This is a genomic window from Rhodococcus sp. Leaf247 (assembly GCF_001426185.1).
GTDB lineage: Bacteria > Actinomycetota > Actinomycetes > Mycobacteriales > Mycobacteriaceae > Rhodococcoides.
This window is the reverse complement of record NZ_LMRP01000002.1, coordinates 924,941-946,746: the sequence shown is the minus strand read 5'-3', so window position 1 is coordinate 946,746 and position 21,806 is coordinate 924,941. Positions and strand designations below refer to the sequence as shown.

The window sequence follows — 21,806 nt, the reverse complement described above, 5'->3', positions numbered from 1 at the left end:
GTTCCCGGAGGAGTTGCAGCATCAGCGGGAGCGTGGAACGTCCGCGCGAAGGCTGGGTGTCGTCGTTTCGAACATGCGTTCGAGTTTCTGTCGGTGGTGTGAGTTACTGTGTGGTCAGGTCGTCGGGGGGCGACCTGATCGGGCATCACCGGGGGGTGAATTCGTGTACGACACAACAGTTTCCGTCGACGTGCTGGTGTCGGCGAAGGTCGACGCCCAAGCCTCGTTCGCCCGCACCGTCGCCGCGTCGTGCTCCTACATCCACGAGGGATCGCGGCGTCCCGCGGTGCTCGGGCCCGGTGGGGTGTTCGACGCCGATGCCGCCGAAGCGTGCGCGGTGGCGGAGGTCGCGTCGGCGCTGTCGGTGTCCACCGGGACTGTCACCGAGTGGCTGTTCCTGATTCGTACCGCCCGTCCGGCGGTGCAGGAAGCCTTCGATGCGGGCCGGTTGGCGTACACAGCGTTCCGCACGGTCTGCCGATCACTTGCCGGGGTTCCGAACGCGACCGAAGCGCTGCTGCAGCGGGTGATCGCTGCCGCATCCCGCTGCACCCCGGGTGCGGTCACGTCGGCGATCGACCGGATCCTCGCCGACTTCGACGCNTGGTTGGCGTACACAGCGTTCCGCACGGTCTGCCGATCACTTGCCGGGGTTCCGAACGCCACCGAAGCGCTGCTGCAGCGGGTGATCGCTGCCGCATCCCGCTGCACCCCGGGTGCGGTCACGTCGGCGATCGACCGGATCCTCGCCGACTTCGACGCCGAGTGGCACCGGATCGTCCGGGAGCGTGCGGCGCTGGAGCGGGCGGCGACCGTGCGGAAACTCCCGCGCGGTCAGGCGGAGCTGATAATTCGTGGTCCGGCGGAGAAGGTCGCGGCGATGTGGCGGAACATCGTCGCTGCTGCACGGGGAGTGACCGATCCGACGTCGCTGCCGGCGCGACTGTTCGACGCCGCGCACGCAATTCTGACCGGAGCTGTATCGGGCGCACCCGCCAACCATGCCGTCATCGTTCTCGATGCTGCGACGGCGGCGGGGTTGGGGGGGGAACCCGGTCACCTCGTCGGCTGGGGACCGGTCCCGGCAGATGTGGCCCGCACGATCGCAGAGGATGCGACGTGGCAAGCATTGATCACCGCAGCCCGCGGCGCGGAATTCGAACATCATCCACCCGACCCGGAACCCGATCCACCGGTTCCGGTCGACGGCCGGGAAGTTCGCCGCACCCGCCACATGCCGCCGGGCTGGACCCCGACCACGGGGAAACTGGGAAGCACGAAAGCCAGGAAGGTGAGGGAGCAGGTCGAGTACCTCCGCACCCTCTCACCGTCAGCGTTGGACCGTGCCGTCGAGAACCCCGACGGCCACGGTGGTTTCGTCGTGCCCCCGGACGGGGCACTGGCATACCGGCCGTCGGAGGCGGTCGCGGCGGTGGTGACTGCGCTGTATTCGACGTGCGTGCACCCGGGGTGTGCGGTGCCGAGTGAGGACTGCGACCTCGACCACGTCGTCCCGTTCGACCACACCGACCCACAGAAGGGCGGCTGGACCGTCACCGGCAACCTCGAACCCCTGTGTCGCCGGCACCACGGACTGAAAACCCGCCGGCAGTGGCGCTACCGCATGCTGCGGGACGGCGTCGTCCACATCCGCGACTCACACGGCAACGACTACCTCACCGCACCCGGCGAGTGACGGACGTCAGTTTCCTGAACGCTCCGGGGGTAGGCGAGCGATGAGGGAACGGGCGCACTCGACCGTCAACGTCGTGTCGTGGGAGAGGACGTAGTCGTAACGACGCTCCATGTCCGGTCCGGTATCGCCGAGGTCCCGTGCTGCCAGAACGGCCGAGAAGTGCGGCGTCAGCACCACCACGTCCCATTCCTCCCGCAGCGCATCCGACGCGGCCAGGTTCGCCCCGCGGATCTTGGGCGCCGGTTCCGTGCCGATGTTCTCGGCGAGGGCGCCGACGAGAGTGGCGTTCATGGCCATCAACTCCCAGCGCCGACCGGTGATCGGCGTGAAGTGATCCACGTGCTGGAACGCGCCGAGCATGAGTGCGGTCTGCTGGCTGTCCGTGGCCATGGCCTCGAGGTTCTTGCTGATCTCGATCAGCAGACGCTTGCTCGCGCGCCGGACATCGCGTCCGCCTGCTGCGAGGTTGTACGGCGTCGACATGGGCGTGAATCCGCGATCGCGAGCGATCTGGAACTCGAGCGGCGAGCCGACGGGGGCGTCGATGGTGAGGTCGGTCGTCGACCCGTACAGCGAGCCTTCCCCGACCCGCGCACCCATGGCCTGCGCGGTGAGCGCAGCGCGGGGGGTGTCGATGCCTTCGGCCATCACGACCGCGCCCGTACGTTCCACCTGGGCTGCCACGGCGTTGACCACACGAGCACTGAAGCGATTGGGACGCGTCGAGAGCAGGGTCCGGTCCAGCTTGATGACGTCCGGCTCGAGCAGAGGAAGCAATGCGAGGGACTCCGGGCGAACGCCGACATGATCGACGGCGATGGCCCAGCCGAGGCGTCGGACCTCGGCGACGACGCGCATGAGGTGGGCGGGCCTGCGGATGAGAGCAGTCTCGTCGAACTGCAGTACTGCGCCGCCCATGTCGTGATCGCGCAGGTTGGGCAAATCGACGAGAGAATCGGGATCGACGGCGATGAAGAGGGGAAGTCCGCGAGGGAGGTCGGCGCGTGCGGCTTCGCTGAGTGCACCGTTCCAGCGAGCAGCATCGAGGTCGGGTGTCATTCCCATCGACTTCGCCGTCGCGGCGAGGGTCGCGGGGTCCTGGAACGACGAACCCTCGGGGCCGCATACGACTGCCTCGTAGCCGACGATGGCGTCGGTCTGCAGGTCGATGATGCGTTGGAACGACGTGTGCAGGCTGCCGGGGCCGAGCAGATCGCTCAGGGCTCCACCGTCGCGGCCGTCGGAGAACAACACGGGGCTTGCGCGGCGGGAATTCACATCGCCGGTCCGATTTTCGACCACCACGGCATCGATCCTTTCGTCACGTCGCACGCGTCGTCTGTACGCACATGCCACTCGACCGCCGCCGTGGTTTGACAGGAGTCCTGCTTCGTCCGGCCACAATACCCGATTAGCCATGTCAACCGCTGGTGTGTGTTAATTGCGGTGCGATCAGGTTCAGCGACTCCGCTAGGGATGGTTCACAAGCATGGGTGCTCGACGTTCGACTCGTTTCCTCACTCGTTCCGCAGCAGGCGCTGTGGTGGCTGCAGCCGTCGCACTCGGCGTCGCTGCGCCGGCAGGAGCTGCACCGCTGTGGCCCGGCGGCCCGGACATCTCTCTCCCGCCCATCCCCGGTGTGACCGCTCCGGCGCCGGGTGTGCCCACCGCGCCGATCGAAGCGCCCCGGGCGCCCGCCAACTTCTCGGCTCCCGCCCTGGACCCGTCGGCAGGCGAGGTCGTGGGTGTCGCGCAGCCGATCATCATCCGGTTCGACTCGGCGATCGGTGATCGCGCCGTCGCCGAGCGCGCCATCGACGTGACCACGTCCGCCGGTGACGTCCCCGGCCGCTTCTACTGGTTCTCCGACAGCCAGGTCCGCTGGCGTCCGGACGCGTTCTGGCCGTCGAACACGACCGTGACCGTGAACGCAGGCGATGCCTCGTCGACCTTCACCGTCGGCGACGCGATCATCACCACGGCCGACGACAACACCAAGACGATCACCGTCACCCGCAACGGTGCAGTCGTGAAGACGATGCCCACCTCGATGGGCAAGGTCGGGCACGAGACGCCGAACGGCACCTACATCGTCGGTGAGCGCTTCCGCGACATGTACATGGACTCGTCCACGTACGGAGTCCCGGTGGATGCGCCCGAGGGTTACCGCACCTACGTCGAGTACGCGACCAGGATGTCCAACAGCGGCATCTTCGTGCACGCGGCGCCGTGGTCGGTGGACAGTCAGGGCGTCGAGAACGTCAGCCACGGCTGCCTCAACGTCAGCACGGAGGACGCGAAGTGGTTCTTCGAGACGGCGCAGAAGGGTGACCCCGTGATCGTGCAGAACACGAACGGCGGCATTCTGAACGGCCGCGACGGTCTGGGCGACTGGCAACTCTGAACCATCACATCTCGGACCGATTCTGATCGGTCCATGTTCACCATTCGTTCGCTTTACCTACGCTAATGTCCCATCGGTGAGAGCAAGTCGGCCTGTAGTTCAACGGACGCTGCCGGAACTTCCACCGGCGCAACGGTCTTTCCTTCGTCGACCGTGGCGTGACTATGCACTGTTCCTGGTGCTGGTCGGTCCCAATCTGATCCTGCTGGGCGTCTTCACCTACCGCCCGCTGCTGGACAACATCAGGCTGTCGTTCTTCGACTGGAACATCTCCTCGCCGACGTCGACGTTCATCGGAACCGCCAATTATCGGGAATGGTGGGGCCGCAGCGACACGTGGCAGATCGTGTCGAACACCGTCATCTTCACCATCGCCGCGGTGGCCGGCAGCATGCTGCTGGGGCTGGTCCTGGCGATGCTCCTGGACCGGAAGCTACGCGGTCGCAACATCGTCCGGTCGGCGGTGTTCGCTCCGTTCGTCATCTCCGGCGCGGCCATCGGCGTCGCGTTCCAGTTCGTCTTCGACCCGAACTTCGGCCTGATCCAGGACATCATGCGTCGGATCGGCTTCGGCGAGGTCCCGGATTTCTACCAGAGCCCCGGCTGGGCCCTGTTCATGATCACGGTGACGTATCTGTGGAAAAACCTCGGCTACGCCTTCGTCATCTATCTGGCTGCCCTGCAGGGGCTTCGCCAGGATCTGACCGAGGCGGCGCAGATCGACGGTGCGAGTAGATGGACGACGTTCCACAAGGTGACGCTTCCTCAGCTGCGTCCGACCACGTTCTTCCTGTCCATCACCGTCATGCTGAACTCGCTCCAGGTCTTCGACATCATCAACGTGATGACACGAGGCGGACCGCTGGGCACCGGCACGACGACGATGGTCTACCAGGTCTACGAAGAATCGTTCCGCAACTTCCGCGCCGGGTACGGCGCGACTGTCGCCACCATCATGTTCCTTGTTCTGCTCGTCATCACCGTGCTTCAGGTGCGGGTCATGGATAGAGGTGACGCGCGATGAGCGTGATCGACAGGATGCCCGACACCGCCACCGACGACGCCCGTCCCGCGCGGGACGCCGCCCGTCGCCGCAGGCTGTCGACGCTGTTCGGCTATGCCGCGATGGTGGTCGTCATCGTCATCATCGGGCTTCCGCTGTTCTGGATTCTGATCACCTCGTTCAAGGAGCGCGGCGAGATCTACGTCCAGCCGTCCGTGTGGTGGCCGTCGGTGTTCCGACCGGAGAACTACGACGACGCGACGTCGACGGTCCCGTTCTTCACGTTCCTGAAGAACTCGCTGATCATCACGAGCATCCTCGCGGTCGTGAAGTTCACGCTCGGGGTCCTGAGCGCCTACGGCCTGGTCTTCCTCCGTTTCCCCGGCAAGACCATCGTCTTCCTGGTCATCATCGCCGCGCTGATGGTGCCGAACCAGATCACCGTCATCTCGAACTACGCGTTGGTCGCACAGCTAGGGTGGCGCAACACCTTTCAGGGAATCATCGTGCCGCTGGCGGGCGTCGCGTTCGGCACCTTCCTGATGCGCAACCACTTCCTGTCGATACCGCAGGAGATCATCGAGGCCGCCCGGATGGACGCAGCCGGACCGGTGCGACTGCTGTTCCGTGTCGTTCTTCCGCTGTCCGGCCCGACGATGGTCGCCTTCGCCACCATCACCGTGGTCAACGAGTGGAACGAGTACCTGTGGCCGTTCCTGATGTCGGACGACTCGTCCGTGGCGCCGCTGCCGGTGGGTCTCACCCAGTTGCAGAACAACGACGGTGTGACCAACTGGGGTCCCGTCATGGCCGGCACCGTCCTGACGATGCTCCCCATTCTGATCGTCTTCCTGGCTCTCCAGCGTCACATGATCAAGGGCCTCACTTCCGGCGCCGTCAAGGGCTGACCAACCTATGAACAAGGAGCACATGATGCAGCCATTCTCTCGCCGCGGATTCCTCGGACTGTCCGGTGCCGTCGCCGCGGGCGCCGCTCTCACCGCCTGCGCCGGTACGAGTTCGACGAGCGGGTCGTCGTCCTCCGGCGGAGGCGACGCCAACACCATCACCTTCTGGTCGTCGCATCCCGGCAGCTCGAAGGACGTCGAGAACGAACTCATCTCACGGTTCCAGGCAGCCAATCCGGACCTGACCGTGCAGATGATCGACGGCGGAAAGAACTACGAGGAGATCGCGCAGAAGTTCAACGCGGCACTGTCCGGCGGTTCGCTGCCCGACGTCGTGCTGCTGTCGGACGTCTGGTGGTTCAACTTCGCTCTGCTGGGCGCGATCTCGCCGCTCGACGATCTGTTCTCCCAGGCAGGTGTCTCCACCACCGACTATGTCGATTCCCTGGTGGCGGACTACAACTGGAACGACAAGACCTGGGCACTCCCGTACGCCCGCTCCACCCCGCTGTTCTACTACAACCGCGAGGTGTGGACGGCCGCAGGACTGCCCGACCGCGGACCCGCCACCTGGCAGGAGTTCGACCAGTGGGGCCCGGAGATCCAGCGCGCCATCGGATCCGGCAAGCTCGCCCACGGATGGGGCAACGCCGAGGACTACCTCGGGTGGACCTTCGAGGGGCCGATCTGGACGTTCGGCGGAAGCTACTCGGACCAGTTCGACCTGAAGTTCACCGACGAGCGCACCATCGCTGCCGGCAACTTCCTCAAGGACATGATCCACACGAAGAAGTACGCGGCCGTCTCGAACGACATCGCCAACGACTTCTCGGCGGGCCTGCTGGGGTCGACCATCGCCTCCACCGGCGACCTCTCGGGTATCACGCAGGACTCCAAGTTCGACTTCGGCACCGCCTTCCTCCCCGCCGAGGCGGGTACCCCCGGCTGCCCGACCGGTGGAGCCGGTCTGGCTATCCCGGCCAACATCCCGGACGAGCGGAAGATCAACGCGCTCAAGTTCATCGAGTTCGTCACCAACGCGGAGAACACGGCGTACTTCTCGCAGAACGTCGGCTACATGCCTGTGCGTAAGTCCGCTGCGACCGATCCCAGTGAGGTCGCGTTCCTGGAGAAGAACCCGCGGTCGCGCACCGCCGTCGACCAGCTCGCTCGGACGCGCTCGCAGGATTACGCCCGCGTCTTCGTTCCCGGCGGGGACCAGATCATCGGTGCGGGTCTCGAGCAGATCGCCCTGCAGAACGCCGACGTCGCCACGACGTTCGCCGGAGTGCAGGACCAGTTGCAGCAGATCATCGACCGGCAGATCACCCCCAAGCTGCCCAAGTAGAAGTGGATCACCTCACGCCATGGCTTCGGTAAATTTCGCTCGGACCACTCACCGCTACCCGGGTGCCCCGACACCCTCGGTGGACGCGCTCGATCTCGAGATCGCGGACGGCGAGTTCCTCGTGCTCGTCGGTCCGTCCGGGTGCGGGAAGTCGACCAGCCTGCGCATGCTGGCCGGGCTCGAGGCGATCGAGAGCGGTCGCATCGAGATCGGCGGCAAGGACGTCAGCGGCCTGGCGCCGAAGGAGCGCGACGTGGCGATGGTGTTCCAGAACTACGCGCTGTATCCCAACATGACGGTGGCCGAGAACATGGGCTTCGCACTGCGCAACGCGGGAATGTCGAAGGCGGACACCGCAGTCCGCGTCGAGGAGGCGGCTCGGATGCTCGAGCTCGAGCCGCTCCTCGGCCGGCGTCCCGGCAAGTTGTCGGGTGGTCAGCGCCAGCGTGTGGCCATGGGGCGCGCCATCGTGCGTCGTCCCGAGGTGTTCTGCATGGACGAGCCGCTGTCGAACCTGGACGCGAAGCTGCGTGTCAGCACCCGGTCGCAGATCGCCTCGCTGCAGCGGCGTCTGGGTACCACCACCGTCTACGTCACCCACGATCAGGTGGAGGCCATGACGATGGGAGACCGGGTCGCTGTTCTGAAAGGCGGACTGCTGCAACAGGTTGCGAGTCCGCGTGAGCTGTACGCGAATCCGGTCAACGACTTCGTCGCCTCGTTCATCGGCTCGCCGGCGATGAATCTGATCGAGGCCGACGTCGTGGACGGCCATGCCGTCCTGGGCGGAGCCCGCGTGCCGGTGCCGTCCGCACACACGGGGAAGATCGTCGTCGGTGTCCGTCCGGAATCCTGGGAACTGGTGGGCGAGTCCGACACCGGTGCCCTGGAGTTGACGACCGAGCTGGTCGAGGAACTCGGCGCGGAGTCCTTCGCCTACTCGGTAGGACCGGCCGACGCCGGATGGACGGCGCGCGGCGGACGCGTGGTGGTGCGAGTGGATCGACGTGTCGTGGTCGGTGCGGGCGAACGCCTGCGGGTGAGGCCGGACTCGGGCGAGCTGTTCTTCTTCGATCCCGAGTCCGGCCTACGCCTGCGCTAGATCACCAGATGCGCACGCGCGCATCCGGATCGAGGTACAGAGCGTCGTTCTCCGTCACGTCGAACGCCTCGTGGAAACTGTCCAGGTTCCGCACGACACCGTTGCACCGGAACTCGGGCGGGGAGTGCGGGTCGATCGACAGACGGCGCAGCGCCTCGGCGTCGCGCGCCTTCGTGCGCCACACCTGCGCCCAGCCGAAGAAGACCCGTTGCAAGCCGGTGAGGCCGTCGATCTCGGGGGCGTCAGCTCCGCCCCGCGAGATCTTGTAGGCCTCGACGGCGATGGACAGTCCGCCGAGGTCGCCGATGTTCTCGCCGATGGTGAACTTGCCGTTGACATGATGGCCGGGAAGGGCTTTCGGCTCGAACTCGTCGTACTGCTCGATCAACGCGGTGGTGCGCTTGCCGAATTCGGTACGGTCGCTGTCGGTCCACCAGTCGACCAGGTTGCCGTCGCCGTCGTACTTGGCGCCCTGGTCGTCGAATCCGTGGCCGATCTCGTGACCGATGACCGCGCCGATGCCGCCGTAGTTGGCTGCGTCGTCCGCCTCGGGATCGAAGAACGGCGGCTGCAGAATCGCTGCGGGGAAGACGATCTCGTTCATGCCGGGGTTGTAGTAGGCGTTGACGGTCTGCGGCGTCATGAACCACTCGCCGCGGTCGACCGGGCCGCCGAGTTTGTCCAGGTCACGCTGGTACTCGGCCTCGTATCCGCGGCGGTAGTTGCCCACCACGTCGGCGGCGTCGATCTCGAGCGTCGAGTAGTCGCGCCACGTGTCCGGGTAGCCGATCTTGGGCGTGAACTTGTCAAGCTTAGTCAACGCGGCGGTACGCGTCTGGGGACTCATCCATTCGAGGTCGGTGATGTTGCGGCGGTAGGCCTCCACCAGATTGGCAACCAGTTCCTGCATCCGTGCCCGTGAGTCGGCCGGGAAGTGCTGGTCCACGTACAGCTTTCCGACGGCCTCGCCCATGAGGTCCTGGACGAGGGAGACGCCGCGCTTCCACCGCTCGCGGTTGCTCTCGGTGCCGGTGAGGGTGCGGCCGTAGAAGTAGAAGTTCTCGTCGACGATGTCGGATGTCAGGTAGGGCGCCCGTGAATGGAGGATCCGCCAGGTCGCCCAGGCCCTCCACTCGTCGAGGCTGCGCTCCGACCACAGGCCGGCGAACGTTGTCAGGAAGTCCGGTTGCCGCACCACGATCTCGTCGAAGTGTCCTTCTGCGCCGAGGCCGTCGATCCAGGATTCCCAGTCGAAGCCCGCAGCGTCGGACGTCAGTGCAGGCAACGTCGTCAGGTTGTACGTCAGGTCGGCGTCGCGTCGCTTGACCACGTCCCAGTGGCCGGCCGCGATCGCGGTCTCGAGATCCAGCACGGTGGCCGCGGAGAAGCCGACGCCGGCGAGGCTGAACATCTTCTCGATGTGCGCGAGGTACTTCGTGCGGATCTCCGCGTGCTCGTCCTCGCGATAGTACGACTCGTCCGGCAGTCCCAGACCTGACTGCGAGACGTGCATGACGTAGCGGTCCGACTGCTTGGAATCGGTGTCGACGTAGTGCGCGACGGCGCCGCCGACGCCCGTCCGCTGCAACGATCCGAGAACCCGCGCCAGTGCTGCGGAGTCGGCAGCGTCGGCGACCGCGGACAGTTCGTCCGCGATGGGTGTCGTTCCCGCCGCCTCGATGACGTCGGCGTTCATGAAGCTGCTGTAGAGGTCACCGATCTTGGCGGCGTCGGTGCCGGCGGCCGGGTCGGATTCGGCAGCGACCTGGATGATGTCGCGCACGTGCTCCTCGGCGCGGTCGTACAGGGTGCGGAAGGCACCGTCGACGGCGCGGTCGGCGGGAATGTCGTACTCGGCGAGCCACCGTCCGTTGACGTGCTCGAAGAGGTCGTCCTGTGCGCGGGTCGAGGCATCGACGAACGAGAGGTCGAGCCCGGATCGGGGGGACCGGTCTGCGGCGGTTGTCATGTCTCCATCCTTACACCGGGGCACATAGGGTGGGTTTCGGCCGCGAGAAGTTGTCGACGAGAGAATTCGGGGTATCCGGTACTCATGTCCACCGAAGAGCACAGCATCGACGAGCCCGTCGCCCCGCCGCCTCTCGACGACGACGCGTTGACCAGCGCTCTCGTCGCCTGGCTGCCGGACCAGCGGTGGTTCTCGGCCAAGGGGCACACCGTCACCGCCGTCCGTGTGCTCACACGCGAGACGCTCGCCACCACCGCGGAGCTGACCGTCGAGCATCTTCTCGCGAAGGTGGACCTCGACGGCGCGGAGTCGCAGATCTTCCAGATCCCTCTCGGAATCCGCTCGTCCGTGTCCGAGGACCTCGACCCGTGGGTGATCACGCGCGCCCCGGGCGCGATCGTGTTCGACGCACTGCGTGATCCCGATGCCATCTCGGTCTACTCGGATCTGTTGGCCACCGGCGGCACGGGCGACGTCCGGTTCCTCGCGATGCCGGGAAGTGATCTGCAGACAGGTCTGCGCGGTCGCGTGCTCGGAGCGGAACAGTCGAACACGTCGGTCATCCTGGGCGACCACTACTTGCTCAAGATCTTCCGCCGGGTGACCGTCGGCATCAATCCGGATGTGGAGCTCCACCGGGCCCTGGGGCAGGCGGGTTGCGAGAACGTCGCGCCGCTACGCGGATGGATGGAAGCGGACATCGAACACTCCGAGACGACGTTGGCGATGGCGCAGGACTTCGTCGCAGGGTCGACCGAGGGCTGGACGACCGCGCAGGCCACCGTCCAGGACGTCCTCGCCACCGGCGACGTCGCCGCGTCCGACTTCACGGCGGAAGCGCGCGAGCTGGGCAAGGCCGTCGCGTCGGTGCACGCCGATCTGGCCAGGGTGCTCGGCACGTCCCTCGCACCCGCTCCGGACACCACCGCCGACATCTCCGCCCGCGTGCAGTCCGCTCTTCCGGTGGTGGCCGAACTCGAGGACCACCTGCCACGCATCCAGGCCCTGATCGAGGAGGCGGCCGGCGCGGGCGGGATCGATACCCAACGCATTCACGGCGACCTGCACCTCGGTCAAGTTCTGCGGACACCGGAACGCTGGGTCCTGATCGACTTCGAGGGCGAGCCGTCGAAGTCGTTCGAGGAGCGTCGGACACCCGACAGTCCACTCCGCGACGTCGCGGGCATGATCCGCTCGTTCGACTACGCCGCGATGAGTCGCATCGTGGAGATAGAGGATGCGCAGGAGCGGGAGCGTCTCGAACCGGTGGCGCGAGAATGGGTGGAGCGCAACGTGTCCGCGTTCTGCGACGGCTACACCGAGGTGTCGGGGAACGACCCGCGGTCCTCGTGGGCGTTGCTGCGGGCGTACGAACTGGACAAGGCCGTGTACGAAGCGGTGTACGAGGCCCGGAACCGCCCGACCTGGCTGTCGATCCCGATGCACGCCGTCGCGCGGCTCGTCTCCGAGTGACGCTGTCCCGGACGGTCGCCGTACTACGGTCGGCCGGGTGCGTGTTCGCCGAGGACGAGGCGCGATTGTTGACCGACGAGGCGCCGGACGAGGAGACGTTGTCGGCATGGATCACACGGCGTGTCGACGGTGAACCGCTCGAGTACATCGTGGGGTGGGCCGAGTTCCACGGATTGAGGATCCGGGTCAGCCGCGGAATCTTCGTGCCCCGCAGACGAACCGAGGCCATGGTCGACGCTGCACTCGACAGGGTGGGCGACGACGGCGTCCTGCTCGATCTGTGTTGCGGATCGGGCGCGGTCGCGGCCGCCGTCGCCCACGCGAGGCCCTCGGTGACGGTGTTCGCCTCCGACATCGACCCGGCCGCCGTGGAGTGTGCGCGACGGAACCTGCCGGGACGCACGGTGTCCGAGGGCGACGGCTTCTCAGGAGTGCCCGGTCATCTCCGCGGTGCAGTCACCGTCGTCACGGCGAACACGCCCTACGTACCGACGGACGCCATCGACACGATGCCGCCCGAGGCGCGCGATCACGAACCCCGCGTCACGCTCGACGGTGGCCCGGACGGGCTGGACATCCAACGTCGACTCGCGGCGGAGGCTCCCGACTGGCTGGCGCCGGGGGGCTCACTGATCGTGGAAACATCTGTCGCGCAGGCGGATACCGCCTCGGCAATCATGCTCGCCGCCGGTCTGACCCCTCGGGTGCTACACGACGACGAGCGTGACGCCACGATCGTGATCGGGACAGCCGGTCAGGGCTGACCGAAGCGACCGGACTGGTAGTCGTCGAAGGCCTGCATCACTTCGGCTTTCGTGTTCATGACGAACGGTCCGGCCATCGCGACGGGCTCGCGGATGGGTTCGCCGCCGAGGACGAACATCTCCAACGGCTCGGAACCGTCGGCGGACGAGAACGTCAGCGAATCTCCCGATCCGTACACGGTCATCTGGCCCTTGCGCACGGGACGCCGTTCGGCCCCGACCGTGCCTGCTCCCGCCAGGACGTAGGCCATCGCGTTGTACGCGGGATTCCACGGCACCGTGACCGAGGCGCCCGGTGCCACCGTGACGTGGGAGAGCGTGATGGGGGTGTACGTCGACCCGGGTCCCTGGTGCCCGGCGATCTCACCGGCGATGATCCGCACGAGTGCGCCACCGTCGGGGCTCGACAGCAGAGCGACCTGCCCTCCCGTGATGTCCTGGTAGCGAGGCGCTGCCATCTTGTTGCTGCGCGGGAGATTGACCCACAGCTGGACTCCGTGGAACATCCCGCCCGACACCACGAGATGCTCCGGCGGTGCCTCGATGTGCAGGATGCCTGCTCCGGCCGTCATCCACTGGGTGTCGCCGCCGGTGATGGAGCCGCCGCCGCCGTGCGAGTCCTGGTGGTCCATGATCCCGTCGATCATGTAGGTGACGGTCTCGAAGCCGCGGTGCGGATGCCACGGCGTTCCCTTGGGCTCGCCGGGCGCGTAGTTCACCTCGCCCATCTGATCCATGTGGATGAACGGGTCCAGGTACTTCATATCGATGCCTGCGAAGGCGCGCCGCACCGGGAAGCCCTCACCCTCGTATCCGGTGGGAGCGGTGGTGACGGACCGGACCGGCCTGTCCACCGATCCCGGTTCGAACGACGGGATGCGGGGGAGAGCGAGAACGTTGTCGACGGTCACTGCGGGCATCGGAACCTCCAGGGGAGAAAGTTGACGGATCAACTACTTGGTCCGCTCAACCTGCCTCCCCCCTCGTTCATTCCCTACACGGCCTCGACATGCTCGTCGAACCAGTCGAGGGTCCGCGACCAGGCGTCGTGGGCGGCGCGCTCGTTGTAGACGGCGGGGCGGTCGTTGCAGTGGAAACCGTGCTCCGCATCGGGGTATCGCGCGATCCGGGTGTCCACCGGTGCATCGGCGATCGCGGCGTTCAGCGCGTCGACGTCGTCCACCGGGATGCCGGTGTCGAGATCGCCGAAGAAGCCGTGCCACGGCGTACGGAGCGAAGTTGCTCCGTCGAGGAGAGCCGGATATCCGAAGCGGCCTTCACGGATTCCGCCGCCGTAGAACGTCGCCGCGCCGCCGAGGGGCCTGCGCACCGCCGTCTCGTACGCGACGGTCCCGCCCATACAGAATCCGACGATCGCGCACCCGCTCGGACCGAACCCGTAGCCGGCGAGCTCGTCGATCGCCGCGTCGACGTCCTGATCGATCTCCTCGGCCTTCAGCTGTCCGATCAGGTTCATCGCCGTCGGCATGTCGTCGTACGCCAGGACGGCGTCACCGGTGCGGTGGAAGAGGTGGGGAGCGACCGCGACCCACCCTGCCGAGGCGAAACGACCGCACACCTCGGCGATGTGGTCGGTGACCCCGAACGCTTCCTGGATGACGACGACGCCGCCACGGATCGGACCTTCGGGGACGCGAGTGGTGAAAGTGATTGCCATGGTTCCACTACATCACGACTGCATGAGGGAGAGATGTGTGAAACATGCGTGACGGGGAATACCGGGCTGCCGGGGGATCACGCGCAGGAGGCGGTCATGACATCGACACTGAAGAAGACGGAGACGTCGGAGATCTCGGTGGGATCGAGGGTGCGGACACGGCATTCCGTGGACCGCTCGGGAGATCGTGAGACCTGGCCTCTCGAGGGCGGGGTGATCGTCGAGGACTTCGCGGCCTACGTGGAGCCGGCATCGGTGAACCGCGACTGGGCCGTCGCGCACCGGTGGGCCGTCGCTCTGGACAACGGATGCCTGGTCTTCCGCGACACGGCGGAACTGGAGACCGAGAACTCCGAGAAATCAACGGGGAAGCAGTAGCACCAACACGTCCACGCCGGCGATCATGATCGCCGCGCGGAACGGGGTGCGGCCGTGCCCCGTCGTCGCCACGGCGGCCAGACCCAGGACGAGAATCAGCGCGACCGTTCCGATCGCCGCATGGGCGCCTCCTCGTGCGAAGATCCCGCTTCCCCAAAGCCCGACGACCGACGCCACCAGCAGAACCGCAGCGGCGAGGGGTGCGACCGCGCGCTCGGGCAACCGATGAGCCAGCCCGCGGACACCCGTGGCGGTGTCGTCGGCGATGTCGGGAAGAACGTTCACCAGATGGGCGCCGAAACCCAGCAGCGCGCCGACCGCCACCATCCAGGCCGGCGGCATCGCGTCGGACACCGCCAGCCCGACGACGACGGGAACCGAGCCGAACGCCACCGTGTACGGCAGCCACGACACCGGAGTCGACTTGAGACCCATGTTGTAGGCGATCGCCGACCCCACGCCCACCACCAGGTGGACGATGCCGGGGACCACCCCGAGCAGCAGTGAGAACGCAACACAGACGATTCCGGAAACGGCCACGCATCGGCGGACGGCGGTCGTCGCCACGACGCCCTGCGCCACCGGCTTGTCGACGCGACCCGACGCCGAGTCCCGCGGTGCGTCGATGAGGTCGTTGGTCCACCCGACGATCAACTGTCCGCTGAGAACGGCGACCAGTATCGCGAGGAACAGACCCGGCGACGGCGGCCCGAGGCTCAGTGCCAGGAGGCCGACGAACACCGTCACCGAAGCACCGGGACCCGGATGCGAGGCGACGATCAGTGCAGAGAGACGACCCATCTCCGGCTTGTACCCGTTTCGGGCACTCAACTTGCGCGGGCGTCCTCGAGCTCGGCGGTGCGGTGTCGTCGAGCGTCCTCCAGCACGGTCAGCCGACCGAACGCGGTGCGTGCCTGCATCTGCTGGTGTGTGACGGTCAGCTGGGTGCGCGCACGTCCCAAAAACGTCCACGCCCAGTTGAACACCGTGGTCAGACGGCTCTTGAAGCCGACGATGTAGACGAGGTGTACGGCCAGCCACATCACCCACGCCAGGAAGCCGGTGATCTTCACGGGACCGACCTGGGCGACGGCCGAGAACCGCGTCACGGTGGCCATGCTGCCCTTGTCGCGGTACCGGAACGCCGAACGCTCGGGGCGCGGCGCCCCCTTCGCGTCTGCCTTCACCTCGGCGGTGATGGTCCGAGCCGCATACCGTCCGCCCTGGATGGCCACCTGGGCGACGCCGGGGAGCTTGTCGCGCGCCATCATGTCGCCCACGACGAAGACTTCGGGATGTCCGGGCAGAGTCAGGTCGGCCTCCACGAGCACGCGGCCGGCACGATCGACCTCGGCGCCCGACTTCTGCGCCAGCATCGCGGCGAGGGGGCTGGCCGAGACGCCCGCGGACCACACCTTGCACGTGGCTTCGATGCGGCGCTCGGTGCCGTCGCTGTCGCGGACGGACAGTCCGTCGGCATCCACATCCGTCACGGAGGCGCCCAGCTGGACGTCGACGCCGACCTTCTCGAGCCGTCGTCGAGCGTTCTCGCCCAACGAATCGGCGAAGGGCGGCAACACCTTCGGGGCAGCGTCGAGGAGAATGACGCGTGCGTCGCGGCTGTCGATCGTGCGGAACGTGCCGGCGAGGGTGCGACGGGAGAGTTCGGCGATCTGTCCCGCCATCTCGACGCCGGTAGGTCCGGCTCCGACGACCACGAACGTCAGCAGACGTGCGCGCTCCTCGGGATCGCTGGTCAGCTCGGCGGCGTCGAACGCGCTCATGATGCGACTGCGGAGCTCGAGAGCATCGTCCAACGTCTTCATGCCGGGAGCGAACTCCGCGAAGTGGTCGTTGCCGAAGTAGGACTGCCCGGCACCCGCGGCGACGACGAGACTGTCGTACGGGGTCACGGTGACGCGGCCCCGGTGGACGGAGACGAGCGTGCGAGCTTCCAGATCGACGTCGGTGACGTCGCCGAGGACGACTGCCGCGTTGCTCTGGTCCTTGAGGATCAACCGGGTCGACGGGGCGATCTCGCCCTCGGAGAGGATGCCGGTGGCCACCTGGTAGAGCAGCGGCTGGAACAGATGGTGATCCGTCCGCGCCACGAGTGTGACGTCGACATCGGAACGTCGAAGGGCCTTCGCCGCGAACAGCCCACCGAATCCGGAGCCGACGACGACGACGCGGTGCGGGGCAGTGTTGGTGGTCACCAGTACCCGTTCCTCTCGCTACAAGTGGCCGACCTGCGGGTCCGCCGACGACGGGGTTTGTCGCCTGTGACCCAGACCATACACGCCGCGCTCGATTTGTCAGAACAAACTGGTGGAACAGCACGAACGCCTACGATTCGAGCATGGATCGACCCGTGGTCACTCTCGAGAACGCCGACGCCGTCTACGACTACTACCGCGACCATCAGCAGAATCGACGGGTGGCGAGACTGGCCTACGGTGCGCTGGCCGGACGCTTCCGTCCGCGGGTGCGATACGGCGACGGAGCGCGGGAGCGACTGCGAAGCCTGATCTACGACGACACGCGGCTGATCATCGCCGTCAACCACGTGAGCGAGACCGACCCGTACACCGTGGCGGCCGCAGCGTGGTCCAGTGCACTGCGGCCCGTGATCGGTCGCACGCGGGTACTGGCGAAGGACGAGTTGTTCGTCGAGACGGAGCCGACGGGACGTAAACGCGTCATTGCCGAGCGGACGTCGCAGCGTCGCCGGATCGAGATGATGGGCGGCATCCCGGTGTTCCGCAGCCGCGATCACGGACTGCGGGCCGTATCCCGGGCCGGTAGCCAGATGATGGATCTGTGCGCCGAGAGGCTCAGCCGTGGTGACGATCTCGCGATCTTCCCCGAAGGCACGTGCAACGACGGTGACCCTGCCGTACTGCAGCACGTCGGCAGCGGAGTCGGGCACATCATCGCCAGGGCCAGAGCCCGTGGTGTCGAGCCGAAGCTGGTCGTGATGGGTCTGCACTACGGCCCTCCGCCCGGCAAGTACCGCTCGGCGAGCGTGCACATCGACGTCCCGGAGATCGACCTGCCGGACAAGCCGGTGTCCATCTCACGGACCGTCGCCGAGTACCTCCAGGTCGCCGTGGAGCTGTCCGTTCGTCAATACTGATCGGTGTCCGACTCGACCGGATTGTTCTGTACTGCAACGTTGTTCACCGACGGTCAATCCGGTGTCCATTCGTCGTGTTCCTGACGTCGAGGTGACGGGAGCAGCGTCGATGACATGGTGGAGAGCGCACGCAACCCGGCCGGGGAGATCGTCGACACGGGGGTTCCCGCCCACATCGCGGCACAGGCATCGATGGCCGAGCAGCACGACTGGCACCTGAGCAATCTCCGTCGCCATCGGGTGTCCCGACGCAACTTCCTCGTGGGCGCTGCCGCCGTCGCTGCAGCCGCCGGGGTGGGAAACCCCGGATGGAACCGCGTCGCCTACGCGCAGGACGCGCCGCTGACCGTGGGCGGACGGCACCTCTCCTTCGGCTCCGACGCCGCGACGCAGCTGCGATTCTCGGCGCAGCTCTCCCGCAATCCCGGACTCACCGGGGTGTTCCTGGACCACGGTCCGACCCCGGCGCTCGGCGCGACGACGTCGGCCGAGGTGCGCAACCTGGTGAGCCAGGTGCCGCGATCCGACGGCGGCATCCTGGCAGCCGAGCAGTTCTACGTGCACGTTCCGGTGGACGGCCTCACACCTCGTCTTCCGCACTACTACCGGTGGCGCACCGCAGACGGCTACGTCAGCGACGTCCGCAGTGCCGCACCGGCTCTGCCGCCCGGACGGCTCGCACCGTTCCGATTCACGATGATGGGAGATCAAGGCGTCGACGAGACGCCGACGCAGCCTCCCGGCCTGAAGCCCGGCGACTACGACGATCTGTACTACAAGCCCGACAACGAGCCGTCGGCCAAGCACGCCGCGAACATCGTGCGCCAGATCGCGGCATCGCGGCCCGACTTCCACATCCTCGCGGGCGACATCGCCTACGCGGACCCGTCGGGACAGGGCCGCACTCCCCGCTTCGTACCCAGCGGCGGCACCGTCGACAAGGTCTTCGACAAGTTCAACCCGTACGTCTGGGACGGCTACCTCGCGGCGATCGAGCCGAGCGCGGCGTCCACGCCCTGGCTCTTCGCGACCGGAAACCACGACATGGAGGCGCTGTACGGGTCGAACGGATACGGCGGGCACGCAGCACGATTGGATCAACCCGACAACGGTCCCGCCGGCTGCCCGTCGGTCTACTCGTTCGTCCACGGCAACGTCGCCGTGCTGTCGCTCGACGCCAACGACGTGTCGAACGAGATCCGCGCGAACACCGGGTACAGCGGCGGACGTCAGACGGGCTGGGTGGAGTCGACCCTGGCGCGCTACCGAGCCGATCCGGCCGTCGACTTCATCGTGTGCTTCTTCCACCACTGCGCGTACTCGACGACCAAGGACCACGCGAGCGACGGCGGTGTCCGTAACGCCTGGGCGGGGCTCTTCGACCGCTATCACGTCGATGTGGTGCTGCAGGCGCACAACCACGTGTTCGAGCGGTCCGACCCGATCCGCGGCGGGTCGCCCACGCGGGTCGCGGGCGACCGCTCCGAGGTCAGCTCCGTCTCCGACGGCACCGTGTACTACACCGTGGGCGGCGGCGGCCGTCCGCGCTACGGATTCCAGGACGGTGAGCCGGAGAGCTACCGCGGGCACGAGGTCGCGGACACGTCGGTGCCCAACAGCTATGTCGTCGCTGCCGACGGGACCAAGGTTCCCGAGTCCCTGACGTGGTCACGCGTGCGTTTCCGCAACTACTCGTTCGTCCGCGCGGACATGACGCCGGGCGTTCCCGGCATCACGCCCAGCCGACTGCGCATCGCCGCCGTCGACGAGTACGGACGCGAATTCGACGAGGTGACGTTCCGACGGGACCTGCCGCTCGCCTTCGGCAGCTAGCTGCCGGCGATGTTCACCATCCACGCGATACCGAACCTGTCGGTCAGCATGCCGAAGTAGTCGCCCCACGGCGCCTTCTCGAGCGGCACGCCAGGGGTACTGCCCTCGGCGAGCGCATCCCAGTAGCCGCGGAGCTCGGCCTCGTCGTCGCCGCTGAGCGAGACCGTGCCGTTGACGCTGACGTCCATCGACAGTGGGGTGTCGGCACCCATCAGGGTGAAGCCGCTCGGTGTCTCGAGCTGCGAGTGCATGACGTTGTTCTGCTCGGAGTCCTCGACGGGCATGCCGGACTCGCCGAACGTCGAGACGGTGAGCTTGCCGCCGAACACGGTTCGGTAGAACTCCATGGCGTCCTTCGCGGAATCACGGAACGACAGGTACGGGTTGAGCCGAGTGGTCATGGTCGAGCCTCTTTCTCGAGCGGGGGTGGTCCGCCGACTCCTGTGACTTGATAGAAAGAGTGAGAGCCGCGGGGTTTTCGGGGCCGAGATGAGAAAGAGGGTAGTCGTGAGCGAGCAGGTCAAGACAGCAATCGTCACGGGAAGTGCGCGAGGAATCGGCGCCGCCATCGCCCGCCGTCTCGCGTCGGACGGATTCGGTGTGGCCGTCGTCGATCTCGACGAGGCAGCCTGTGCCGGAACGGTCGACGCCATCACCGCCGCGGGCGGTCAGGCCATCGGCATCGGCGCGAACGTCGCGGACGAGGAGTCGGTGAAGTCCGCCGTCGAGCGCATCGCCACGGACTTCGGCGCCCCCACCGTGCTGGTGAACAACGCCGGCATCCTGCGCGACAACCTTCTGTTCAAGATGTCGGTCGACGACTGGGACGCCGTTCTCGGCGTGCACCTGCGCGGCTCGTTCCTGATGTCCCGCGAGGTGCAGAAGCACCAGGTCGAGGCCAAGTGGGGACGCATCGTCAACCTGTCGTCGACATCCGCGCTGGGTAACCGCGGACAGGCCAACTACGCGGCGGCGAAGGCCGGCATGCAGGGCTTCACCAAGACACTCGCCATCGAACTGGGTCGCTACAACGTCACCGTCAACGCCATCGCGCCCGGTTTCATCGAGACCGAGATGACCGCGGCCACCGCGGAGCGCGTCGGCGTGCCGTTCGAGGACTTCAAGAAGGGTGCCGCGTCGCAGATCCCGGTCAACCGGATCGGTCAGCCCGAGGACATCGCTCACACCGCGTCGTTCTTCTGCAGCGAGGGTGCCGGGTTCGTCTCCGGCCAGGTCGTCTACGTCGCCGGCGGTCCCAAGGACTGACGATGCGGCTGCTCCTGCTGTCCGACACCCACGTCCCCACCCGCGCGCGGGATCTTCCCGCCGCGGTGTGGGAGGCGGTCGACGCCACCGATCTGGTGGTGCACGCAGGCGACTGGATGGCGCCGTCGTTGCTGGACGCCCTCCTGGAGCGGTCTCGCGACCTTCTCGCATGCTGGGGCAACAACGACGGCGACGACGTCAGGTCCCGGTTGCCGGAGATCGCTCGGCGCACGGTGGAGGGGGTCCGGATCGCCGTGACTCACGAGACCGGTGCGAAGACGGGACGGGAGAGACGAATGGACGCGGCATTCCCGGACACCGACCTCCTGGTTTTCGGGCACAGTCACATTCCGTGGGACACGCTGTCCGACAACGGGATGCGGCTTCTCAACCCCGGATCGCCGACCGACCGGCGTCGGCAACCGCACTGCACCTACATGACCCTGACACTTGCCGACGGTGTGATCGGCGACGTCGACCTGGTGCGACTGTGACGCGCGTCGACGCATGGACCTGGTCGGTGCGACTGTTCAAGACGCGGTCCGCGGCAGCCTCGGCGTGCCGGGGTGGGCACGTGAAGATCAACGGGACCGCGGCGAAGCCGGCCCAACACGTGGTACCGGGTGACGAGGTACGTATCCGCGCGGGCGGCTTCGAGAAGATCATCGAGGTCACCCAGTTGGTGAACAAGCGGGTGGGCGCCCCGGCCGCGGTGGCCTGCTACATCGACCGCAGCCCACCCCCGCCGCCGCGAGAGGTGCTCGCCGCCCTACCCGTGCGTGATCGTGGGGCAGGGCGACCGACCAAACGCGACCGGCGGGAGATCGACAAACTGCGGGGGTGACTCG

Annotated in this window: 21 protein-coding genes; 14 read left to right on the top strand and 7 right to left on the bottom strand. The window is 66.9% G+C overall.

The annotated features are described in order from the left end of the window. Positions 1–604 precede the first annotated feature (604 nt). A partial coding sequence (locus ASG64_RS13785; protein WP_235579683.1) for an HNH endonuclease signature motif containing protein occupies positions 605–1,696 on the top strand: 1,092 nt, incomplete at its 5' end. Positions 1,697–1,702: 6 nt separating this feature from the next. Here the strand turns inward: ASG64_RS13785 and ASG64_RS13780 are convergent. Further along, positions 1,703–3,028, bottom strand: a complete 1,326-nt coding sequence (locus tag ASG64_RS13780; protein WP_235579592.1) for an EAL domain-containing protein — start codon at positions 3,026–3,028, stop codon at positions 1,703–1,705. Positions 3,029–3,185: 157 nt separating this feature from the next. Here ASG64_RS13780 and ASG64_RS13775 point away from each other — a divergent pair, with 157 nt between their 5' ends. The 5 genes from ASG64_RS13775 (at position 3,186) to ASG64_RS13755 (ending at position 8,461) form a co-directional block, all read left to right on the top strand. After that, entirely contained in the window at positions 3,186–4,100 is a 915-nt protein-coding gene (locus ASG64_RS13775) for a L,D-transpeptidase (RefSeq protein WP_056074070.1), read from the top strand. 109 nt (positions 4,101–4,209) lie between these two features. Then, positions 4,210–5,124, top strand: coding sequence for a carbohydrate ABC transporter permease (locus ASG64_RS13770; protein ID WP_156388403.1), 915 nt, complete (start codon positions 4,210–4,212; stop codon positions 5,122–5,124). 14 nt (positions 5,125–5,138) lie between these two features. Next, positions 5,139–6,011, top strand: coding sequence for a carbohydrate ABC transporter permease (locus tag ASG64_RS13765; protein WP_442971151.1), 873 nt, complete (start codon positions 5,139–5,141; stop codon positions 6,009–6,011). 25 nt (positions 6,012–6,036) lie between these two features. Next, complete coding sequence (locus tag ASG64_RS13760; RefSeq protein ID WP_042576365.1) at positions 6,037–7,359, top strand: ABC transporter substrate-binding protein; 1,323 nt, start codon at positions 6,037–6,039, stop codon at positions 7,357–7,359. A 19-nt stretch (positions 7,360–7,378) separates the two neighbouring features. Continuing rightward, positions 7,379–8,461, top strand: a complete 1,083-nt coding sequence (locus ASG64_RS13755) for an ABC transporter ATP-binding protein (protein WP_056074067.1) — start codon at positions 7,379–7,381, stop codon at positions 8,459–8,461. Between the two features lies 1 nt (position 8,462). Here the strand turns inward: ASG64_RS13755 and ASG64_RS13750 are convergent, their stop codons facing one another. After that, the gene (locus ASG64_RS13750; protein ID WP_056074066.1) at positions 8,463–10,430 is read right to left on the bottom strand and encodes a M13 family metallopeptidase; all 1,968 of its coding nucleotides are present in this window, start codon (positions 10,428–10,430) and stop codon (positions 8,463–8,465) included. Between the two features lie 84 nt (positions 10,431–10,514). On the opposite strand from ASG64_RS13750, the gene ASG64_RS13745 reads away from it, so the two are divergent. Both ASG64_RS13745 and ASG64_RS13740 read left to right on the top strand, forming a co-directional pair. Continuing rightward, on the top strand, positions 10,515–11,903 hold the full coding sequence (locus ASG64_RS13745) for a maltokinase N-terminal cap-like domain-containing protein (RefSeq protein ID WP_082043256.1): 1,389 nt from the start codon (positions 10,515–10,517) through the stop codon (positions 11,901–11,903). Beyond that, a complete protein-coding gene (locus ASG64_RS13740) occupies positions 11,900–12,667 on the top strand; it encodes a putative protein N(5)-glutamine methyltransferase (RefSeq protein ID WP_056074065.1) in 768 nt (255 codons plus the stop codon). Before ASG64_RS13745 ends, ASG64_RS13740 begins: the two co-directional genes overlap by 4 nt. Here ASG64_RS13740 and ASG64_RS13735 read toward each other — a convergent pair. Together ASG64_RS13735 and ASG64_RS13730 are read right to left on the bottom strand one after the other, a co-directional pair. Then, positions 12,658–13,587: a pirin family protein gene (locus ASG64_RS13735; protein WP_056074064.1), complete on the bottom strand. Its 930-nt coding sequence runs from the start codon at positions 13,585–13,587 to the stop codon at positions 12,658–12,660. The two genes, ASG64_RS13740 and ASG64_RS13735, sit on opposite strands and share 10 nt — an antisense overlap. Before the next feature lie 74 nt (positions 13,588–13,661). Further along, a complete protein-coding gene (locus ASG64_RS13730; RefSeq protein WP_042576218.1) occupies positions 13,662–14,345 on the bottom strand; it encodes a dienelactone hydrolase family protein in 684 nt (227 codons plus the stop codon). Between the two features lie 96 nt (positions 14,346–14,441). On the opposite strand from ASG64_RS13730, the gene ASG64_RS13725 reads away from it, so the two are divergent. Further along, entirely contained in the window at positions 14,442–14,723 is a 282-nt protein-coding gene (locus tag ASG64_RS13725; RefSeq protein WP_042576363.1) for a hypothetical protein, read from the top strand. Here the strand turns inward: ASG64_RS13725 and ASG64_RS13720 are convergent. Both ASG64_RS13720 and ASG64_RS13715 read right to left on the bottom strand, forming a co-directional pair. Beyond that, a complete protein-coding gene (locus ASG64_RS13720; protein WP_056074063.1) occupies positions 14,706–15,524 on the bottom strand; it encodes a UbiA family prenyltransferase in 819 nt (272 codons plus the stop codon). The two genes, ASG64_RS13725 and ASG64_RS13720, sit on opposite strands and share 18 nt — an antisense overlap. Positions 15,525–15,550: 26 nt before the next feature. After that, positions 15,551–16,939, bottom strand: a complete 1,389-nt coding sequence (locus ASG64_RS13715; RefSeq protein WP_056074062.1) for an NAD(P)/FAD-dependent oxidoreductase — start codon at positions 16,937–16,939, stop codon at positions 15,551–15,553. Between the two features lie 143 nt (positions 16,940–17,082). Here ASG64_RS13715 and ASG64_RS13710 point away from each other — a divergent pair, with 143 nt between their 5' ends. Further along, entirely contained in the window at positions 17,083–17,859 is a 777-nt protein-coding gene (locus tag ASG64_RS13710) for a lysophospholipid acyltransferase family protein (protein ID WP_056074061.1), read from the top strand. Positions 17,860–17,973: 114 nt separating this feature from the next. Next, the gene (locus tag ASG64_RS13705; protein ID WP_042576214.1) at positions 17,974–19,692 is read left to right on the top strand and encodes a metallophosphoesterase family protein; all 1,719 of its coding nucleotides are present in this window, start codon (positions 17,974–17,976) and stop codon (positions 19,690–19,692) included. On the opposite strand, the gene ASG64_RS13700 is transcribed toward ASG64_RS13705, so the two are convergent. Continuing rightward, positions 19,689–20,093, bottom strand: coding sequence for a VOC family protein (locus tag ASG64_RS13700; RefSeq protein ID WP_056074060.1), 405 nt, complete (start codon positions 20,091–20,093; stop codon positions 19,689–19,691). The two genes, ASG64_RS13705 and ASG64_RS13700, sit on opposite strands and share 4 nt — an antisense overlap. An 88-nt stretch (positions 20,094–20,181) precedes the next feature. On the opposite strand from ASG64_RS13700, the gene ASG64_RS13695 reads away from it, so the two are divergent. Genes ASG64_RS13695 through ASG64_RS13685 form a run of 3 tightly spaced genes read left to right on the top strand, consistent with a single transcriptional unit; the run spans position 20,182 to position 21,802 of the window. After that, positions 20,182–20,958, top strand: a complete 777-nt coding sequence (locus ASG64_RS13695) for an SDR family oxidoreductase (protein ID WP_442970563.1) — start codon at positions 20,182–20,184, stop codon at positions 20,956–20,958. A 2-nt stretch (positions 20,959–20,960) separates the two neighbouring features. Next, positions 20,961–21,452: a metallophosphoesterase family protein gene (locus tag ASG64_RS13690; protein WP_056074059.1), complete on the top strand. Its 492-nt coding sequence runs from the start codon at positions 20,961–20,963 to the stop codon at positions 21,450–21,452. Beyond that, complete coding sequence (locus tag ASG64_RS13685) at positions 21,449–21,802, top strand: RNA-binding S4 domain-containing protein (protein WP_056074058.1); 354 nt, start codon at positions 21,449–21,451, stop codon at positions 21,800–21,802. The genes ASG64_RS13690 and ASG64_RS13685 overlap by 4 nt, the downstream gene beginning before the upstream one ends. Positions 21,803–21,806 lie beyond the last annotated feature (4 nt).